The organism is Allobosea sp. MMO-172 (genome assembly GCF_037147855.1).
In the GTDB taxonomy this organism is placed as follows: domain Bacteria; phylum Pseudomonadota; class Alphaproteobacteria; order Rhizobiales; family Beijerinckiaceae; genus Allobosea.
The window spans coordinates 178,109-196,659 of the sequence record NZ_JBBCUM010000004.1; the positions used below are offsets into that span (position 1 = coordinate 178,109).

Consider the following 18,551-nt stretch of genomic DNA (forward strand, 5'->3'; position numbering starts at 1 on the left):
GTCGGCCGCGCCTGAGCCTGATGCTGCACCGCAACCCAGCCTTGCAGCCATGGGCGTCATGCTCCCGGCCCCGTTGACCGCGCGCGCAAGGCGGCTCATTGCCTGATTTATGACCACGATCCCGCTGCAATCCGTCACCCGCCGTCCGCTGATGCCGGTCTTGGCAGCGCTCAGCGTCGCGCATCTGCTGAACGATCTCGTCCAGTCGATGATCCCGGCGCTCTATCCGCTGTTCAAGGAGAACTATCAGCTCGATTTCGTGCAGATCGGCCTGATCACGCTCGCCTTCCAGGTGACCTCCTCGCTGCTGCAGCCGCTGCTCGGCTTCGTCACGGATCGCAAGCCCTGGCCCTACGCGATGGTCGCGGGCATGTGCGCGACGCTGGCGGGGCTCCTGATGCTCTCCTTCGCCCATAGCTACCCCATGGTCCTGGTCGGGGCGGGGCTGATCGGCCTGGGCTCGGCGGTGTTCCATCCGGAGGCGACGCGGATGGCGCGCCATGCCGCGGCCGGCAAGCAGGGCCTGGCGCAGGGCGTGTTCCAGGTCGGCGGCCATATCGGTTATTCCGTCGGCCCGCTGCTGGCGGCGCTGGTGGTGATGCCGCGTGGGCAGGAGAGCCTGTCCTGGTTCTCCGGCGTCGTGCTGGTCGCGATGCTGGTGATGGGCTGGCTCGGCGCCCGCTATTCGGCGATGCGGCGCGAGCAGAAATCGTCATCGACGCATGTGGACGAGACGGCGAGCCACGGCCTGCCGCGCGGGCGCGTGCTGCTGGCGATGGCGGTGCTGGTCATGCTGCTGATCTCGAAGAACGGCTACACCGCCGCCTTCACCTCCTATTATACCTTCTACCTGATCGAGCGCTTCGGCATCGAGATCCAGCTCTCGCAGATCATGCTGTTCCTCTATCTGGTGGTCGGCGCCATCGGCGTGATCGTCGGCGGCATGATCGGCGACCGGATCGGCCGCGACCGAGTGATCTGGCTGTCGATCCTGGGCTCGCTGCCCTTCGCGCTGATGCTGCCTCATGCAGACCTGTTCTGGACCGGCGTGCTCAGCATCATCGTCTCCTTCATCATGTCGAGCGCCTTCTCGGCGATCCTGATCTACGCGATCGACCTCGTGCCGCATCGGGTCGGCCTCGTCGGCGGCCTGTTCTACGGGTTGTCCTTCGGGCTCGGTGGCGTCGCAGCGGCGGGCATCGGCCTGCTCGCCGACAAGATCGGCATCATCGAGGTGTTCAAGATCTGCGCCTGGCTGCCGGCCTTCGGCCTTTTGACCTTCCTGCTGCCGAAGAGCGGCCGCCAGAACTGACCCTGCCGGGCGGGCTCGACGCATTGAGCCCACATTCGCCGGCTAGCCCTGTACCAATCGGGCCGACCATGGTCGGCCGCCGCCTGGATCATCGCGCGTCCGGCCGGATGCGGCAACGATGATCCATCTCGTTGGTATTGCATCGGATTTATCCGAAAAGTGGATTCCGCTTTCCGGTCCGATGCTACAGGGATTGGCCGATGCTGCTTCAGATCGGAACGCTGATCGCCGCGACCAGCCTGGTGCAGCTCGCGAACGGCTTCTTCAACACCTTCCTGTCCTTGCGGCTGACGCTCGAGGATTTCGGCCCGGCCGCGACCGGCATCGTGCTCAGCGCCTATTTCGTCGGCTTCACCATCGGTGCCGTGTCGAGCGGCGGGGTGATCCAGCGTGTCGGCCATATCCGCGCCTATACGGCCTTCGCCGGGCTGGTGGTGGTCGCGACCGCCCTGATGCCGCTCTGGACCTCGGCGCTGGTCTGGGCGGCCTGCCGGGTGGTGATCGGCATCGGCTGCGTCGGGCTCTTCGTGACGACCGAGAGTTGGCTCAACGCCAAGGCGATGCCGGACCAGCGCGGCCGTATCTTCTCGACCTATATGGTCGGAACCTTCGTGGCGCTGGCGATCGGCCAGCTCGCCGTCGCAGGCCTCACGATCCAGGCTGCGGGAGCGTTCCAGGTCGTCATCGCGCTCTTCGCGCTGGCGCTGGTCATGGTCAGCACGACGCGGGCGGAAGCACCTGGCCTCAAGCCCGAGGCGAAGTTGCGCTATGGTGAACTCTCCCGACAGGCGCCGATCTCCGTCGTCGGTTGCGTGGTCAGCGGCATCGTGACCAGCGCCTTCTACGCGCTGGTGCCGGCCTGGATGCTCAGCAACGGCGCGCCGCAGCAGACGATCGCGCTGTTCATGCTGGTCGCGGTGCTGGGCGGACTCGCATTCCAGGTGCCGGTCGGGCGCCTGTCCGATCGTAACGACCGCCGCCTCGTGCTGGCGGGGCTGGCGGTCGGCTATGCGGCGGCCGTGGTTCTGCTGGTGGCGATGCCGCGCTCGCTCCTCGCGGTGCTGCCGGTGGCGGCGCTGCTCGGCGGCTTCATGTCGACGCTCTATCCCGTCTGCGTCGCCCATGCGCTCGATCGGATGCCGGCCGACCGGGTGGTCGCGGTCAGCGGGCGCCTGATCCTGGTCAGCGGCTTCGGCTCCGCGCTCGGTCCTCTGGTCGGTGCTGGCATCATGGCGCGGTTCGACATCGACGGGCTGCTCTATTTCATGGCGGCGATCGCCCTGGCGCTTGCGGGCTTCGCCGGCCTGCGCATGCGGATGCGCGAGGCGCCGGACAAGGTCGAGCGGCCGTTCGAAGTCATCGACCCGCTCAATCCGGCGATCACGCAGACGCCCGAGGCGACGGAGGCCGACGGCTCGCCTCGCCCCGCCATGGCCTGACCGGAAAGCAGAACCGCCGCCCGTTGCCAGGCGGCGGTTCCAAATACGCGATGGGTATGGTGGCCCGATCAGGCCATGTACTGGCCGCCATTGGCGGAGATGGTCGAACCGGTGATGAAGCCGGCATCGTCGCTGGCGAGGAAGACCACGGCGCGCGCGATCTCCTCGGGCTCGCCGAGGCGGCCGACCGGGATATGCGGCAGGATCGACTTCTCGATCACGGCCGGGTCGATCGCCCGAACCATCTCGGTCGCGATATAGCCGGGGCAGATCGCGTTGACGGTGATGCCGGCGCGCGCGCCTTCCTGGGCCAGCGCCTTGACGAAGCCGATATCGCCGGCCTTGGCGGCCGAGTAGTTCACCTGGCCCATCTGGCCCTTCTGGCCGTTGATCGAGGAGATGCAGATGACGCGGCCGAACTTGCGGGCGCGCATGCCTTCCCAGACCGGGCGGGTCATGTTGAAGAGCGAGTTCAGGTTGGTGCCGATCACCGCGTTCCACTGATCCTTGGTCATCTTGTGGAACATGCCGTCGCGGGTGATGCCGGCATTGTTGACCAGGATGTCGACCGGGCCGAGATCGGCCTCGACCTTGGCGATGCCGGCGACGCAGGAATCATAGTCCGAAACGTCCCATTTATAGGTCTTGATGCCGGTCTCGGCGGTGAACTTGGCCGCGGCCTCGTCATTGCCGGCATAGCTCGCGGCGACGCTGTAGCCGGCCGCCTTCAGACCCTTCGAGATCGCCTCGCCGATACCGCGCGAGCCCCCCGTAACCAATGCCACCTTCGCCATAGGCCAGTCTCCCTTTTCGTGATCGGTCCAGATCGTTGTGCGTTCTTACAGACGCGAATTGGCGATCCAGTTCTTTGTTTCAGCATCGGATTGACCCGAAAACTGCACTCCACTTTTCGGTCCGATGCTCCGGCTTGCCGCCGTTATTGTTCAGACAGTTTCAGGGTGGGCGCGTAATCCGCGTCCACGTCCTTGATGATGGCCTGGCCACAGATGACACGGCCCTGGACCGTGTCGAAGGTCAGGGTGGGCTGGCCGTAGAGCGACCAGCCGAGGCTCAGCGCTTCGCTGACCCGATGACAGAAGGAAGCGTCATCGGGGCCGGTGAGATAGCGGTAGAGCGTGGTACGCTTCGCCATGAGCGGGGGCGCTTGTCTCAGCGCTCCACGGCCATGGCGACGCCCATGCCGCCGCCGATGCAGAGCGTGGCGAGGCCCTTCTTGGCGTCGCGCTTGGCCATCTCGTGCAGCAGCGTCACCAGCACGCGGGCGCCGGACGCGCCGATCGGGTGGCCGATCGCGATCGCGCCGCCATTGACGTTGACGATGTCCGGGTTCCAGCCGAGGTCCTTGTTGACCGCCAGAGCCTGCGCCGCGAAGGCCTCGTTGGCCTCGACGAGATCGAGATCGCCAACCTTCCAGCCGGCCTTCTCGAGTGCCTTGCGGGTCGAGGGGATCGGGCCGGTACCCATGATCTGCGGGTCGACGCCGGCCGTCGCCCAGGAGGCGATGCGGGCGAGCGGGGTGAGGCCGCGGCGGGCCGCTTCCTTGGCGGTCATGATGACGAGCGCGGCGGCGCCGTCATTGAGGCCGGACGCGTTGCCGGCGGTCACCGTGCCATCCTTCGAGAAGGCGGGGCGCAGCTTGGCCATGGCTTCCAGCGTCGCGCCATGGCGCGGGTACTCGTCGCTGTCGACGACGATGTCGCCCTTGCGGGTCGAGATGGTCACCGGGGCGATCTCGTCCTTGAAGCGACCGGCCTTCTGCGCGGCCTCGGCCTTGTTCTGCGAGGCGACGGCGAAGCGGTCCTGCTCCTCGCGGCTGATCTGGTACTTGGTCGCGACGTTCTCGGCGGTCGTGCCCATGTGGTAGCCGTGGAAGGCGTCCCAGAGGCCGTCTTTGATCATCGTGTCGACGAACTTCACGTCGCCCATCTTGGTGCCGGCACGCATGTAGGAGGCGTGCGGGGCGAGCGACATCGATTCCATGCCGCCGGCGACGATGATGTTGGCATCGCCATTGGCGATCTGCTGCAGGCCGATGGCGACGGTGCGCAGGCCCGAGCCGCAGAGCTGGTTGAGGCCCCAGGCGGTCTTCTCCTGCGGGATGCCGGCGGCCATCGCGGCCTGGCGGGCCGGGTTCTGGCCCTGGCCGGCGGCAAGCACCTGGCCCAGCACGACTTCATCGACCTCGGCCGCCTCGACCTTGGCCCGCTTCAGCGCTTCCTTGATCGCGACGGCGCCGAGATCATGGGCGGGAGTATTGGCAAAAGCGCCGCTGAAGGCGCCGACCGCCGTGCGGGCCGCACCGACGATCACGATATCCGAATCTGCCATGAGAGGGTTCCTCGCTTTGTTGTTACGGTTGCACCGCTCCCGCCGGCTCAACCGCTCACCGCCACCTTCGAAGCCTGCTGCGGCGCCGTCAAGACGGGCGAAGGGCGAAATCGACCGGGGCGTCGTCAATCGGGTGACGTAAGGGAGGGCGTATGCCTGCGGTTGCAGAGACTTCGGCGGATTTTTGCAGCGCCCGCTCAAAGAGCTTGCGGTGCAGCACCGACAGGCTATCGTCGCGCCATGGGAGACCGTTTCGCCGAGCACGCCGGAACCACCGGCGGCCGCGGATCAACGTCAAGCAGGACCGATGGCCAGCGATAAAGAACCGACCGTCATCAAGAAATACGCCAATCGGCGTCTCTATCATACGGGCACCAGCTCCTATGTCACCCTGGAGGATCTCGCCGGGCTCGTGCGCTCGGGCGAGGATTTCGTCGTCTATGACGCGAAGTCTGGGGAGGACATCACTCGCTCCGTGCTGGCGCAGATCATCTTCGACGAGGAAGCGAAGGACGGACAGAACCTGCTGCCGATCGCGTTCCTGCGCCAGCTGATCCGCTTCTATGGCGACAGCATGCAGGCGCTGGTGCCGCGCTACCTGGAGTTCTCGATGGAGAACCTCACGCAGGAGCAGAGCAAGTTCCGCGAGCAGATGACCAAGGCCTTCGGAGGCTCGGCCTTCGGCGGCAACGCGCTCGATGCCATCCAGGCGCAGACGCGCGCGAACATGCAGATCTTCCAGGACGCCTTCCGGCTGTTCAACCCGTTCACCGCGGCGGCGCAGGCCAAGCAGGAAGCGGCCGCCGGCGCGAAGCCCGCAGCCGAAGCGGCCAGCGGCGATATCGGCGACCTCAAGCGCGAGCTCAACGAGATGCGCGAGCGCCTCGACAAGCTGTCACGCTCTCGCTGAGGCTGGCCTGACGATTTCGAGCCGCGCTCTCGGGGAACGAGGGCGCGGTTTTTGCTGGGTGGCAACCGGATGTCGCGAACGGCCGAGCTGACGGCGCCTGCGCGCCGTGGTGTCAGGCGTAGGCAACCCAGCCACGGAACGCGAAGCCTGCATAGAACAGGCTGATATCCTTGAAGCCAGCTTCGCTCAGGACCTGCTGGTCGCCTTCCGGCGACAGGATCGGCAAGCGCTCCATTACTCCGGCTCGTGCCCGTTCCGCTTGCGATCGCTCAATGCCCGAAGAGACGGCGAAGGCGGCGCTCCGCGACATCCAGAGAGCGCGCTCGTTGTCGGGTATGCTGTAATGCGCGGCGACAAAGGGGCTGCCTGGCTTCAGCCGTCGGCGAACATCCTGAAGGGTCCGAATCCGCTCCTGCCGTTCGATGAAATGCAGCGTCAGGATGCAGGCTGCGCCGTCAAACGGTCCTGATGGTGCGCTGTCGATGAAGCCATGGTGAAACCGGGCGCGTGGCGCGAGCTCGCCGAGCGTCTGCCGGGCGAGGTCCAGCATGGGAGCGGAGGGGTCGACACCGGCGAAGGTCCAGCCGGGGCGTGCTTCGGCGAAGGCCTTGATCTCAAGACCGCCACCGGCACCGAGAACAAGGATCTCGGCATCGTCAGGCGCATGCTCTGCCAGCAGAAGCATGGCCATGCGTTGCATGTCCGCGTAACCGGGTACCTGCCGGGGTGGATTTTCCGCGTAGCGTGCGACGGCTTGCGGGTCAGCGAATGCGTCCATGCCTGCAGTTATCATGCGCCGGGGCTTTCTTCGAGCCCTGACGCGACTTGCAAACGCGTGAAGCTTCAACCGGCAGCGAGCTTCCGGTAGCTCGCCTGCTGCACCGGAACATGCAGTTCCGCCCGCCCCACGAGATGGCCCTGCAGATAGGTGACGCCCCAGTCGCGCAGCATGCTGGCCTGCATCTCGTCATCGACCCATTCCGCCACCGTCTCGACGCCGAGATGGCCGGCGAGTTCGACCAGCGTGCGGACATAGAAGCGGTCGTCGGTCGAGCGGCGCAGGTTCTGGGTGAAGGCGCCGTCGATCTTGAGGATGTCGATCGGGAAGGCGCGCAGGTGCCGGAGCGAGGTGTGGCCGGCGCCGAAATCATCGATCGCGACGCGCGCGCCCTGGTCCTTGATGCGGCCGAGCAGCTTGGCGATGCGGGCGGGGCTTTCGATCGTCGCGGTTTCCGTGATCTCGACGATCAGGCGCGAGGCCATGCCGCGCGCGGCGGCCGTGCAGGCGATGAAGGCGTCGAACCATTCGGGGTCGTTCAGCGAGCGCGGCGAGACGTTGACCGAGAGGTTGAGCGTGGGATCGGCGCCGAGCATCTCGATGGCGAGTTCGAGCACGCGCTGGTCGAACAGCCGCACGAGGCCGCGCCGCTCCAGCATCGGGATGAGCTCGGCCGAGGCGAAATAGAGCCCGGTATCGCCCTGGCCGACGCGCAGCAGCGCCTCGTGGAAGGCGGTCTCGCGCGTGCCCGTCCGGACGATCGGCTGCAGGGCGAGCCGCACGCGGCGATCGTTCAGGGCCGCGATGGCCTGCACGTCGAAGCCGGTCTGCTCGGTGCCGGGGTTGCGCCGCGGCTGCGGCTTGGCCGTGACGGCGGTGTCGATCGATCCGGCACGCGCGCTCGCCAGCGCGCCTTCGGCGGCAGCCAGCAGCGTGCCGCCATGGCTGCCGAGTTCGGGCGCACTCGCCGCGCCGACGCGCAGCCGCACCAGCGCGATGCCGTGGCTGGTCTCGATCGCGGATTGCGCGACGACCTTGATGAAGCGGCGGGCCGCCTGTTCGACCTGCTCCGGCGGGCAGCCGACGAGGAGGATGGCGAAGCTGTTGCCGGCATAGCGGACGAGATGGTCGCGCCGGCGCGTCACCGAGCGCAGGCGCTCATGGACGGTGCTGATGATCTCGTCGGTGGCCTCATGGCCGAAATCGTCGTTGAGGCGGGCGAGTTCGTCGATGGCCGCGACGAGGACGACGACCGGCCGCTCCGCCGGCAGATGCTCCTGCAATGCCATGCCGATTCGTTCGACAAGCGCCGGGCGGTCGCAGAGCTCGTTGCCGAACTGCTCGAGCTCGTCGGGCCGGGCCGCGCGTTCGAGCCGGAGCACGCCGCGCGCGCTCGCGGGGTAGCCGTCGCTGCCGGCGAACCAGCGGCCGGTATCCTCGGCCCACATCTTGCGGCCGGCGAGATCGACGGCGTAGCGGGTGCGGTAGATGACGCCTTCGCCCCGGTCGTGCTCGCTGGAGCAGAAGATCGCGTCGTAGCGGCTCGGGCCGCTGCCGGGCTCGACGAGGCCGGCGAAGGCGAGGCCGCGCTGCATCGCCTGTTCGGAAATCGGGCCGAGGACTTCGGTCGCGTTCGGCCCCCAGCTCAGGGCGTCGCTCTGGATATCCCAGCCGTAAACCACTTCGCCGATCGAGGAGAGGATGCTGCGGGGATCAACCGGGCTGCCGTTCTGGAAGCTGAAGATCGACGGGGAGGGCATCGGTCGGCCTCTAGAGGACGGCCGCGGAGCCCCGTTCTGGTGCTTCGTCGCCCTGTCCATGCGATGGGAAGTGCTTCGAAACGATGCGGTATTTCTGATTAACGCTGCGTTAAGGCTGGCCGCCGCCTTGCAACAAGAACTCCGTCACGATTGACCTGTGCCGGAGTGAGACATGGCCGAGGCCGCAAGCTGGAGCGAACGGAACGCCGCGGATGCCAACGCATCGGCGCTGGTGCTCTTGCAGGCGGCCGCGGCGCGGGCCGAGATCGGGCCCTTTGCCCGGCGCGGGCGGGCGAGCCCGCAAGCCGCGACCGGTCTCTACCGGGCAGCGGCGCGGCTCTTGCCCGAGAGCCGCCGTGAGCTCCCGGGCCCCGATGGTCAGGGCTGGGGATGGAAGGCGCGGATGCGCCCGCCGAGGACGGCATAGTTCGTCAGGACGGTTTCCTGATCTCCGGCATCGGAATAGCTGTTTTCGCGTCCCTGGCATGAAGCCAGCGCGAAGTGGTTGATCTGGACGACCCTGTCCGGCCGGGTCGAGCCGGGGAGCGGGACGTTCTGCTCGATGACCTCCAGCAGCATTCCCGGAATGACGACACGCAGGACGATCGCCGTGTGATGGGCCAGCCGGAGCACGAGCGGCGGGCGCGCCCGCCCCGCCGGGCCGCTGAGGAAGTCGATGACGCGAACCGTCTTCTGGACGCTGTAATTGCTGAGCTGAAGGATATCGCCGGCCGTGATCGATGCCGGATTCGGCTCCTCGTCGCCCCAGACATAGTCGGCGCTCGCCGAAAAATGCGGTGTGAGCCGGCGCGAGCTTCTGGCGCCGTTCGCCAGCAAGGCGTCCTCGGCCAGCGTCCAGCATTCGCCATTGCCGTGCCGGGAGCCGACCCGCCGCTGCCTCAGCCAGGTGACGATTCGGCCGTTGAGCGCTGGATGGCAGGTCATTGCGGCCTCCTTCTTGCGAAAAATGACGTTAGGTCATTGTCGCGTCGGGGCCGCTACGGGTTCAGTCGGTGGCGCAAACAAAAAGGCCGGCGCGGGCGCCGGCCTTTTTGTCGAGTCGATGACGACGCCTCAGGCGTCGGTCTTGACCTTCAGGACCTGACGGCCGCGATACATGCCGCTCTTCAGGTCGACATGGTGCGGACGGCGCAGCTCACCCGAGTTCTTGTCCTCGATATAGGTGGGCTGCTTCAGGGCGTCGGCCGAGCGGCGCATGCCACGCTTCGACGGCGACGTCTTTCTCTTCGGAACGGCCATTGTACTCTCCATCGTGCCACCGCCCGGACGCTGGCCCCAAGGCCAAGCATCCGCCACGGCGACGGATCAATCTCGTGAGGCGTTGGCCATACACGGTCAGGGCGAGGATTGCTAGTGCCGAATCCGGATTTCTTCGCCGGCATGGCGCTGAACGCCTGATATCCTGCCGGTCAGCCGGGCAGGGCGCAATCCCCGAGCGCTCCGAGCTGGCCGAGCTGGCGCAGGCTGCGGCCGGCCGCGGATTGCAGCGCCCGATTCGGCTTGGCCGGGTTGCGCAGCAGCGGATTGGGCAGGGCGCCGGCGAGCCGCGCCGCTTCGGCCGGCGTCAGGCGCGACGCCGGCTTGCGGAAATAGCGCTGCGCGGCGGCCTCGGCCCCGAACAGGCCCTCGCCCCATTCGGCGACGTTGAGATAGACCTCCATCACGCGCGGCTTGCCCCATGCCAGGTCGATCGCCATGGCGAGCGGGATTTCCAGGCCTTTGCGGATGTAGGAGCGGCCCGGCCAGAGGAAGACGTTCTTGGCCGTCTGCATGGTCAGCGTCGAGGCGCCGCGGCTCGGCCCGTCCTCGTTCTCCAGCACCTTGTTGAGCTCGACCCAGTCGACGCCGCCATGGCTGCAGAAGCGCTGGTCCTCCGAGGCGATGACGGCCCTGACGAGATGGGGGGAGATCTGGTCGAGGGGCATCCAGTCGCGCTCGACGGGCTTCAGCACCAGCCAGCGGCCGAGCATCAGCGTCGAGGGCACGGGCACGAATCGGTAGAGCAGGATCAGGGCCGCGAGGGCGAGAAGCAGCCAGACGGCGATCCGGAAGCACAGGCCGAGAACCCTACCCAGCACCTTGCTTCACCCCCGCTGCCGTTCGAAAGGACCGGCCATGACGGCCCGGGTCCAAGGCGGCGCAGCTTGACGATGCCATCATCGTCCGGCAAGGCCCCCCTTCCGGCAGCGAACGCGAGACCCGCGCATGAGTTCCGTCCCGTCAGGCATCCACGATCTGGACACGCGTCTCGCACGGACGGCCGTGTTGATCGAGCGGCTGCTCGAAAACCTGCTTGCCGACGAGCCTGCCGAAGGCGAGGTCACGCGTCCGGCGCGCCTGACCGCGGCGATGCGGCATGGCGCGCTCGGCGGCGGCAAACGGCTGCGGCCCTTCCTGACCGTCGAGGCGGGGCTTCTCTGCAACGCCCCGGCGGAACGCGGGCTGCGCGCCGGCGCCGCGGTCGAATTGCTGCACTGCTATTCGCTGGTGCATGACGACCTGCCGGCGATGGACGACGACGACCTGCGCCGCGGCCGGCCGACCGTGCACAAGGCCTTCGACGAGGCCACCGCGATCCTGGCCGGTGATGCCCTGCTGACGCTTGCCTTCGAGGTTTTGGCCAATGAGGCGACGCATCCCGACGGGGCGGTGCGGGCGGCGCTGGTGACATGCCTCGCGCGCGCCTCCGGCGTTGGCGGCATGGTCGGCGGCCAGATGTTCGATCTTGCGGCCGAGGGGCGCTTCGAGGCGGTGCGCGGCGCGCTTCCGGACGCCGAGATCCGCCGGCTGCAGGCGATGAAGACCGGGGCGCTGCTGGCGGCGAGCGTCGAGATCGGCGCCAGGCTGGGTGGCGCGGATGCGGCGGCGCTCGCCGCGCTTGGCCGCTATGGCCGGGCCTTGGGCGCGACCTTCCAGATCGCCGACGATATCCTCGATGTCGAATCGGACGCTGCGCAGATGGGCAAGGCGACGGCCAAGGATGCCGACAAGGGCAAGGGCACGCTGGTCGGCGCGCTCGGGCTCGCCGGCGCCAAGCGCGAGCGCGACCGGCTGAGCGCCGAGGCTGTCGAGGCGTTGTCAGGCTTCGGTGAGAAGGCGGATGTGCTCCGGGCGGCCGCGCGCTTCGCGGCGGAGCGGAAGAGCTGAGCCTCTGCCCGCTTCTTGCGGAAACGCGCCGTCATCCTGGACAAGCTGCGCAGCGGCGCAGATCCGGGATCCATCATAAAGCTCCGGCGTTCTTCGATGGATCCCGGGTCAAGCCCGGGATGACGAAGCGGTTCCGAGGGCAAGTCAGCACCCCCTAGACGTCACGACGGCCGAGTGCCGCCTCTTACCGCCAGCGACCGAAGGCGTCGGCCAGCGTCTGGCTGCCGGAGACACCCTTCTCGAAAGTGATGATGCCGCGCCGCCCGGAGGCGAAGCGCACGGGCACGTCGATCCAGCTGCGGTTGAGGATGAGGTCGATATTGCGCTCGACCTCGACCGGGACGTTCGACAAGGCCGCGACGAAAAGGTTGTCGCCGAGCGCCGAATTGATCGCCGAAAGCGGCGCGCCGCGCTCGCCTTCCGCGGTCTTGAACTGGGGCACGCCGACTTCCTTGACGGCCTGGGAGGCCGGGTCGCCGGTGCTGCTGAAGCGCAGGCCGATGATATGCGAGGCCGGGAAGGCCGAATCGGTGTTGCGGCGAATGGTGAAGTCGAGGTTCAGGCCGACATCGGGAATCTCGACCGTCGCACGCACGATGGTCTCGATCGGTCGGCCCTGGCCGGCGCTCTCGCTGTCGAGACGCCAGAACACGCGACCGGTCGAGGTCTGCGGCTGCTGCGGGGTCTCGGGCACCTCGATGAAGAGGACGGCGCGCTGGGCGACAGCGATCTCGCCGCCGGGCTGCGGCACCGGGATGCCGGGCGTGCTGCTCGGCTGGTTGCCGGCGGGGCGGTTCTGCTGCGGCGTGCCGGGCTCGCCCACGCGCTCGGCGATCTTGCCGGCATTGTCGGGCTGGGTCGGCTGGGCGCGCTGCGCGGTCTCGCTCGGGCGCGGGGTGTCCTGCGGTCGCAGCTTGTGGACATAGATGGCCGTGGCCGCGATCGCGGCAACCGCGACCGCCACGACGCCGCCGACGACGGCGGAGCGGATATGGCCGGGCTTGACCCGGCGCTCGCGCGGCGGCTGCACGCGCGGACGGGCGACCTGCGGCTCGGCCGGCTCGGGCAACGGCTCGCCGTCATCCTGTCCGGCGGCGGGCGGCAACGGCGCGAATTCCGGCGCCTTCTTCGGTGCCGGCGGGCGGATCGGCAGCGTCGGATTCTCGACGGTGCGGATCACCGGACCGTCCGAGGCCGGCGGCGGCGCCGGAGCCTCGTCGTAATCGGCCTCGATCCGGGCGACAGCTTCGTCGAGCGCCAGGCGCTCGCGCATGATCTCGGCCTCGCTCAGCGGCGGGTCGAGCCCGCGCAGCTGCGCGACGAGCGCAGCCCGCGCCCGGTCGTAGATGGCGCGCCGGGCCTCCGGGGAGGTTTCGGGCAGCCCGGCGACTGCACGCGCCAGGATCGGATAGAAGTCGGCCATTGGCCTCACTTGTCGCTGATGACGCGCGCCGTCAACCCTCGAAAGGATTATGGACGAGGATCGTATCGTCGCGCTCCGGGCTGGTGGAGAGCACGGCGACGGTGGCGCCGATCAGCTCCTCGATGCGGCGGACATACTTGATCGCCTGCGCCGGGAGATCGGCCCAGGAGCGGGCGTTCGCGGTGGAGCCTTCCCAGCCTTCGATGGTCTCGTAGATCGGCTCGACCCGGGCCTGATCGTTCTGACCGGCCGGCAGGTGCTCGAGGACCTGGCCGTCGAGCCTGTAGCCGACGCAGACCTTGATCTCCTTGAAGCCGTCGAGGATGTCGAGCTTGGTCAGCGCGATGCCGTCGATGCCGGAGGTCTTGACCGTCTGGCGCACCAGGCAGGCGTCGAACCAGCCGCAGCGGCGCTTGCGCCCGGTGACGACGCCGAATTCCTTGCCCTTGGTGCCGATCAATTCGCCGATCTCGTCGAAGAGCTCGGTCGGGAAGGGGCCTTCGCCGACGCGGGTGGTGTAGGCCTTGGCGATGCCCAGCACATAGCCGACGGCGGAGGGGCCCATCCCTGAGCCGGTCGCGGCCTGGCCGGCGACGATGTTCGAGGAGGTGACGAAGGGATAGGTGCCGTGGTCGACATCGAGCAGGGCGCCTTGCGCGCCCTCGAACAGGATGCGCTTGCCGGCGCGGCGCTCGGCGTCGAGCAGCGCCCAGACCGATGTGGCATAAGGCAGCACCTCGGCGGCGATCGCCTTGAGCTGGCCGAGCAGCTCCTTGCCATCGACCTCGCCGATGCCCAGCCCGCGGCGCAGCGCGTTGTGGTGGGCAAGCAGGCGCTCGATCTTGGCCTCGAGCAGGGCCTCGTCCTTGAGGTCGATGACGCGGACGGCGCGGCGGCCGACCTTGTCCTCATAGGCTGGGCCGATGCCGCGCTTGGTCGTGCCGATCTTCATGCCGGCATTCGAGGTCTCGCGGAAATGGTCGAGCTCGCGGTGCAGCGGCAGGATCAGCGTCGCGTTGTCGGCGATGCGCAGGTTGTCCGGAGTGATCGCGACGCCTTGGGCGCGCAGCTTGCTGATCTCCTCGACAAGGTGCCAGGGGTCGACGACGACGCCGTTGCCGATGACCGAGAGCTTGCCGGGGCGGACGATGCCGGAGGGCAGCAGCGAGAGCTTGTAGACGACGCCGTCGATGACCAGCGTATGGCCGGCATTATGGCCGCCCTGGAACCTGACGACCACATCGGCCTGGCTGGAGAGCCAGTCGACGATCTTGCCCTTGCCCTCGTCGCCCCACTGGGCGCCGACCACCACAACATTCGCCATGAGCGAGGTGTCCCTGCTGTTACCGCGTTGCCTCATGCAAGCGGCCCGCGCAAATGCAAAACCCCGGCGCAAGGCCGGGGTTTCGGGGCAGGTCCTTGCAAGCCCTCATGGGCCAACACGGCCCACAGGTCAAGTTTTCCGGTGGAGGGGGAGGTCGCGAGAGGTGGAGAACCCGCGCCCGTTGCCGCTTCAGCAGCTGATGGAGCCGCCCGGGATCGGTTGGCCGGTCTCCTCGCTATAGGTGCAGGAATGGCCGGAATCGCCCTCCGGCGCCGGCACGCCTGACAGGAGGAGAAAGCGCACCGAATGGGCTCCGTAAAGGCCGGCGGGAAAGCGAATCTTCTGCCTGATCAGGAAGTCGCCCTTCAGGTTTCGGCTCAAGGCGCCGCTGCGGACCAGCTGGAGCAGACCGACCTGGCTTGGCAGGACTTCGTAGCGGGCGGCCTTGCCGCTGGCGACGACGGTGCCGGCATCAATCTCGACCACGCCGCCTGGATAGAAGCGCATGGCTTCGTTCTCAAGCTCGTATTCGCGGACGGCTTCGGGCCGCGGGATTCCGTTGGGGTCGGTGCTGTAAGCCGTGCCGTCCCTGCGGCTCCTGATAGCAGTCCGTGCGGCCGATCGATCCCGGCTCGGTTGCAGGGTCGCGGAGGGAATAGCCACGTCGGATATGGTGTAGTGCGCCGCAACGATCGGCGCCTTGCCGGTTTCGCTCCTGACGATGCCGATGGTGCGGGCCGCTTCGATCGAAGGCGTTTCGGAGAAGTGGCTCAGGCAGCTCGGCTTGGGCAGGAATATCACCTTATCGGCTGAAATGCCGGTAACTCCCGCAAGCGGCCGGACATCCGATCCGGAAACACCCGCCTCGATGACGGATTGGGACGCAAGGACGACCCGCTCCACGCGCTCGGCGGCGCCGGACAGGCGCCAGATCATCGGCTGATGTGAGAGCGCGACGACATAGAGGGGCTCGTCGCCGGGCTCCACCGTGATCGATGCCGTCCGGACCTCGGCATCCTGAGTGTCGATCGTGGCGGTCGAGAGCGCATCGCCCTGATATGCGGACAGCAGCAGGACTTTGGCTGCCGTCGAGGGCTTGGGCAATGTGCAGGCCTTACGGGCGGCCTCGGCCTTGCGCTGTTGCTCGACCATGGCCGAATGGCGCTGGCGCTCCTCCATGCGCTTGCGGAGCACGAGGAACTCGCCCTGGGAGATCGTGCCGTTGCCATCGGCATCAGTCGCCCCGAACAGGTCCGTCACAATTCCCATGAATTGTTCCGTGGAGAGCGCATCCGTTCCAGCCTGTTCGAGCAGTTCGCGCAGGCGAGCGCTGGAGCTCTGGGGCGAATTGTCGTTCCTGGCCATCCAGGCCGTGCCCAACCCCACCGCTTCCTCGCTGGTGATGCGGCCGTCCTTGTCGGTATCGGCAGCCATGGATTCGCGGATCTGGGCCGCATCGCGTTCCGCCCGGACCTTTGCGGCCGCACCGGAAGCAGGCTCGTTGCGGCGTTGATCATAGCGCAGCTTGCTGAGCAGCTCCTGCTCCGTCACGGAGCCGTCCCCGTTCAGGTCGGCACTCATGAACCGCATCAGCGCCGAGGCCCGGAAGCCGGCGGCGGCAACCGCCTTCTCGAAGGCGATATCGGCGCCGTCCAGCTTCTCATCGCTATTGGCATCGAGCTCGCGAAACAGCTGCCGGGCACTCACCATGGTCAGGTCCAGCGTTCCGCCGGGCTGAATCAGAGGGAACAGGATCGCGGGCGGTTGAGGCGGCGCAGGGCGGGCGTCCTGAGCCAGGGCAGGCAGCGCGAGCCCCCAGGTGGTCAGGGCGGAAAGAAGCAAGGTTTTCATGCCGGCCTGTCTCGGTCGCAGGGTCGATGAGCACGGATAGACTATGTCCGCTCTGCGCGAAGGTTGAGTGGCGGCCTGCAGGCACTTGGAAACTGCGTTAATATGGGGGGGCTGGCTGCCGGAGCATGGCCGCCCTGCAGCATCTGCGCAGTGATGCTGCCACAATCGGGCGTAAGGGCTATGGGGCAGCGCGCGGCATTGGAGGGGCCATGCCGTGTGCCGCCCACAGGAGAGGGGATTTCACCGACCATGACGAAGCTCGACGCCTGGCTCGACCAGCATCACGCCGCCTTCACCGCGATCCGCCGCGACATCCATGCCCATCCCGAGCTTGGCCTCGAAGAGGTCCGCACCGCCAAGCTCGTCGCCGACAAGCTGCGCGAATGGGGCGTCGAGGTCACCGAGAATGTCGGCAAGACCGGCGTCGTCGGCGTGATCCGCGGCAACAAGCCCGGCCGGGCGGTCGGCCTGCGTGCCGACATGGACTGCCTCGCGCTCGATGAGACGACGAACCTGCCCTATTCCTCGAAGAACCCGGGCCGGATGCATGCCTGCGGCCATGACGGGCACACCACGATGCTGCTCGCGGCCGGGCGCTATCTCGCCGAGAACCGGGATTTCGAGGGCACCGTCAACCTGATCTTTCAGCCGGCCGAGGAAGGCCGCGGTGGCGCCAATGCGATGCTCGCCGACAAGCTGTTCGAGCGTTTCCCCTGTGATGCGATCTACGGACTGCACAATACGCCCGGCATGGCGCCCGGCACTTTCGGCACCACGGTCGGCCCGTTCCTGGCGGCGGCGGATTTCTGGAAGGTCACCTTCCACGGCGTCGGCGGCCATGGTGGATCGCAGCCGCATCGCTCGACCGACATCACCTATGCCCAGGCGCATTTCGTGCTCGGCCTGCAAGGCATCGTCGGCCGCAATGTGCCCCCGCTCGACACGGCGGTGATCAGCGTCGGCTTCATCCATGGTGGCGACGTCAACGCCTCGAACGTCATCCCCTCCGAGCTCGTCATCGGCGGCACGGCGCGGACCTATTCCATGGAGGTGCGCGACACCGTCGAGCGCCGCATCGCCGAGCTCGCGGCGGCCACCGCCCAGGCCTGGGGCTGCAAGGCTGAGGCCTATTACCATCGCGGCACCAGCCCGCTGGTGAACGAGGCCGAGCAGGTGCGGGTCGGCGTTGCCGCTGCCACGGCGGCGGTCGGCGCGGACAAGGTCAACGGCCAGCTGCGGCCCGGCACGGGCGGCGAGGATTTCGCCGAGATGATGCTGGTGCGTCCGGGCGCCTTCATGCGCATCGGCAACGGCGTCAATCCGGACGGCTCCTTCGTCGGCCTGCATACGCCGCTCTACGACTTCAACGACGAGATCATCCCGGACGGCGTGCGCTACTGGGTCGGCGTCGTCGATCAGGAACTCGGGCAGGCCAAGGCCGCCTGATCACGAGCATCGCGGCCGGCCCTTCGGGGCCGGCTGCAATCATGCAGGGCAGCCCGTCACTTCCAGTGGTTGCGTAGCCGGCGCAGGAGCGTTAGGCGGCGGGCTCCGCAGCGGAGGCGCGCCATGAAGACCCTGTCCATCTCGACCCTGACGATCTGCGGCATCGAGGAATTGCCGGGGAACAGCGCCCGCGAGGTGACGCATGTGCTGTCGGTGATCGATCCCGGCCGAGAGGAGCCGGATGCCTTCGGTGCTTATGGCGAGCACCATCGTCTGACGCTTCGCTTCCACGACATCCTGGGTCCATCGCAGGGGATGACGCACCCGCAGCCGCGCCATGTCGAGGATATCCTGCGCTTCGGCGAGGGCCTGCGCGAGACCGCGAGCGGGCGGGCCAAGGGCCATCTGCTGGTGCATTGCCATATGGGCATCTCGCGCTCGACGGCGGCGATGATGATGCTGATGGTGCAGGCCGATCCGGCCGAGGACGAGGACGCGCTGTTCGCCCGCCTGCGCGAAATCCGGCCGCAGGCCTGGCCGAATTCGGTGATGATCGGTTTCGCCGACGAGCAGCTCGGCCGCGGCGGCCGGCTGACGCAGGCGCTGGGCCGGCATTATGCTCACCAGCTCGAAGTCCAGCCGCAATTCCGGACCTGGATGAACGATCTCGGCCGCAAGCGCGAGATCGAGATGGGTTTGGGACTCTGAGGTCTCGGGGCGTCATGGTCGGGCTTGTCCCGACCATCCACGTCTTCGCTGGTCGAGGGCCGTGTTCAAGACGTGGATGCACG

The 18,551-nt window shown here is 67.6% G+C and carries 17 protein-coding genes; 6 read left to right on the forward strand and 11 right to left on the reverse strand.

What is annotated here, in order from left to right; genetic code table 11:
* Positions 1 to 109 precede the first annotated feature (109 nt).
* Both WFK61_RS08020 and WFK61_RS08025 read left to right on the forward strand, forming a co-directional pair.
* Positions 110 to 1,312, forward strand: coding sequence for an MFS transporter (locus WFK61_RS08020; protein WP_336811007.1), 1,203 nt, complete (start codon positions 110 to 112; stop codon positions 1,310 to 1,312).
* 200 nt (positions 1,313 to 1,512) lie between these two features.
* A complete protein-coding gene (locus WFK61_RS08025) occupies positions 1,513 to 2,751 on the forward strand; it encodes an MFS transporter (protein WP_336811008.1) in 1,239 nt (412 codons plus the stop codon).
* 68 nt (positions 2,752 to 2,819) lie between these two features.
* Here the strand turns inward: WFK61_RS08025 and phbB are convergent, their stop codons facing one another.
* From phbB to WFK61_RS08040, 3 genes are all read right to left on the reverse strand, one after another.
* A complete protein-coding gene (phbB, locus tag WFK61_RS08030) occupies positions 2,820 to 3,545 on the reverse strand; it encodes an acetoacetyl-CoA reductase (RefSeq protein WP_336811009.1) in 726 nt (241 codons plus the stop codon).
* A gap of 143 nt (positions 3,546 to 3,688) precedes the next feature.
* Positions 3,689 to 3,904, reverse strand: coding sequence for a DUF1737 domain-containing protein (locus WFK61_RS08035; protein WP_291658038.1), 216 nt, complete (start codon positions 3,902 to 3,904; stop codon positions 3,689 to 3,691).
* A gap of 17 nt (positions 3,905 to 3,921) precedes the next feature.
* On the reverse strand, positions 3,922 to 5,100 hold the full coding sequence (locus WFK61_RS08040) for an acetyl-CoA C-acetyltransferase (RefSeq protein ID WP_336811010.1): 1,179 nt from the start codon (positions 5,098 to 5,100) through the stop codon (positions 3,922 to 3,924).
* Between the two features lie 307 nt (positions 5,101 to 5,407).
* On the opposite strand from WFK61_RS08040, the gene phaR reads away from it, so the two are divergent.
* Positions 5,408 to 6,010 (forward strand): polyhydroxyalkanoate synthesis repressor PhaR, encoded by a 603-nt coding sequence (gene phaR, locus WFK61_RS08045; protein WP_257731039.1) that lies wholly within the window; start codon positions 5,408 to 5,410, stop codon positions 6,008 to 6,010.
* Between the two features lie 112 nt (positions 6,011 to 6,122).
* Here the strand turns inward: phaR and WFK61_RS08050 are convergent, their stop codons facing one another.
* From WFK61_RS08050 to mtgA, 5 genes are all read right to left on the reverse strand, one after another.
* Complete coding sequence (locus WFK61_RS08050; protein ID WP_336811011.1) at positions 6,123 to 6,788, reverse strand: class I SAM-dependent methyltransferase; 666 nt, start codon at positions 6,786 to 6,788, stop codon at positions 6,123 to 6,125.
* A 65-nt stretch (positions 6,789 to 6,853) separates the two neighbouring features.
* Complete coding sequence (locus tag WFK61_RS08055) at positions 6,854 to 8,548, reverse strand: EAL domain-containing protein (protein WP_336811012.1); 1,695 nt, start codon at positions 8,546 to 8,548, stop codon at positions 6,854 to 6,856.
* A 378-nt stretch (positions 8,549 to 8,926) separates the two neighbouring features.
* Complete coding sequence (locus WFK61_RS08060) at positions 8,927 to 9,493, reverse strand: hypothetical protein (protein WP_336811013.1); 567 nt, start codon at positions 9,491 to 9,493, stop codon at positions 8,927 to 8,929.
* Between the two features lie 129 nt (positions 9,494 to 9,622).
* Complete coding sequence (gene rpmF / locus WFK61_RS08065; protein ID WP_047582212.1) at positions 9,623 to 9,808, reverse strand: 50S ribosomal protein L32; 186 nt, start codon at positions 9,806 to 9,808, stop codon at positions 9,623 to 9,625.
* Between the two features lie 170 nt (positions 9,809 to 9,978).
* A complete protein-coding gene (gene mtgA / locus WFK61_RS08070) occupies positions 9,979 to 10,647 on the reverse strand; it encodes a monofunctional biosynthetic peptidoglycan transglycosylase (RefSeq protein ID WP_336811014.1) in 669 nt (222 codons plus the stop codon).
* Between the two features lie 127 nt (positions 10,648 to 10,774).
* On the opposite strand from mtgA, the gene WFK61_RS08075 reads away from it, so the two are divergent.
* Positions 10,775 to 11,716, forward strand: coding sequence for a polyprenyl synthetase family protein (locus WFK61_RS08075; protein ID WP_336811015.1), 942 nt, complete (start codon positions 10,775 to 10,777; stop codon positions 11,714 to 11,716).
* Positions 11,717 to 11,900: 184 nt separating this feature from the next.
* Here WFK61_RS08075 and WFK61_RS08080 read toward each other — a convergent pair whose 3' ends face one another.
* The 3 genes from WFK61_RS08080 to WFK61_RS08090 form a co-directional block, all read right to left on the reverse strand.
* Positions 11,901 to 13,139, reverse strand: a complete 1,239-nt coding sequence (locus WFK61_RS08080; RefSeq protein ID WP_336811016.1) for a chromosomal replication initiator protein DnaA — start codon at positions 13,137 to 13,139, stop codon at positions 11,901 to 11,903.
* A 31-nt stretch (positions 13,140 to 13,170) separates the two neighbouring features.
* The gene (locus WFK61_RS08085; RefSeq protein WP_336811017.1) at positions 13,171 to 14,463 is read right to left on the reverse strand and encodes an adenylosuccinate synthase; all 1,293 of its coding nucleotides are present in this window, start codon (positions 14,461 to 14,463) and stop codon (positions 13,171 to 13,173) included.
* Between the two features lie 189 nt (positions 14,464 to 14,652).
* Positions 14,653 to 16,479: an EF-hand domain-containing protein gene (locus WFK61_RS08090; RefSeq protein ID WP_336811018.1), complete on the reverse strand. Its 1,827-nt coding sequence runs from the start codon at positions 16,477 to 16,479 to the stop codon at positions 14,653 to 14,655.
* 84 nt (positions 16,480 to 16,563) lie between these two features.
* Between WFK61_RS08090 and WFK61_RS08095 the strand changes: the two genes are divergently transcribed.
* A complete protein-coding gene (locus WFK61_RS08095; protein ID WP_336811019.1) occupies positions 16,564 to 17,760 on the forward strand; it encodes a M20 aminoacylase family protein in 1,197 nt (398 codons plus the stop codon).
* Between the two features lie 123 nt (positions 17,761 to 17,883).
* Positions 17,884 to 18,468, forward strand: coding sequence for a tyrosine phosphatase family protein (locus WFK61_RS08100; protein ID WP_336811020.1), 585 nt, complete (start codon positions 17,884 to 17,886; stop codon positions 18,466 to 18,468).
* Positions 18,469 to 18,551 lie beyond the last annotated feature (83 nt).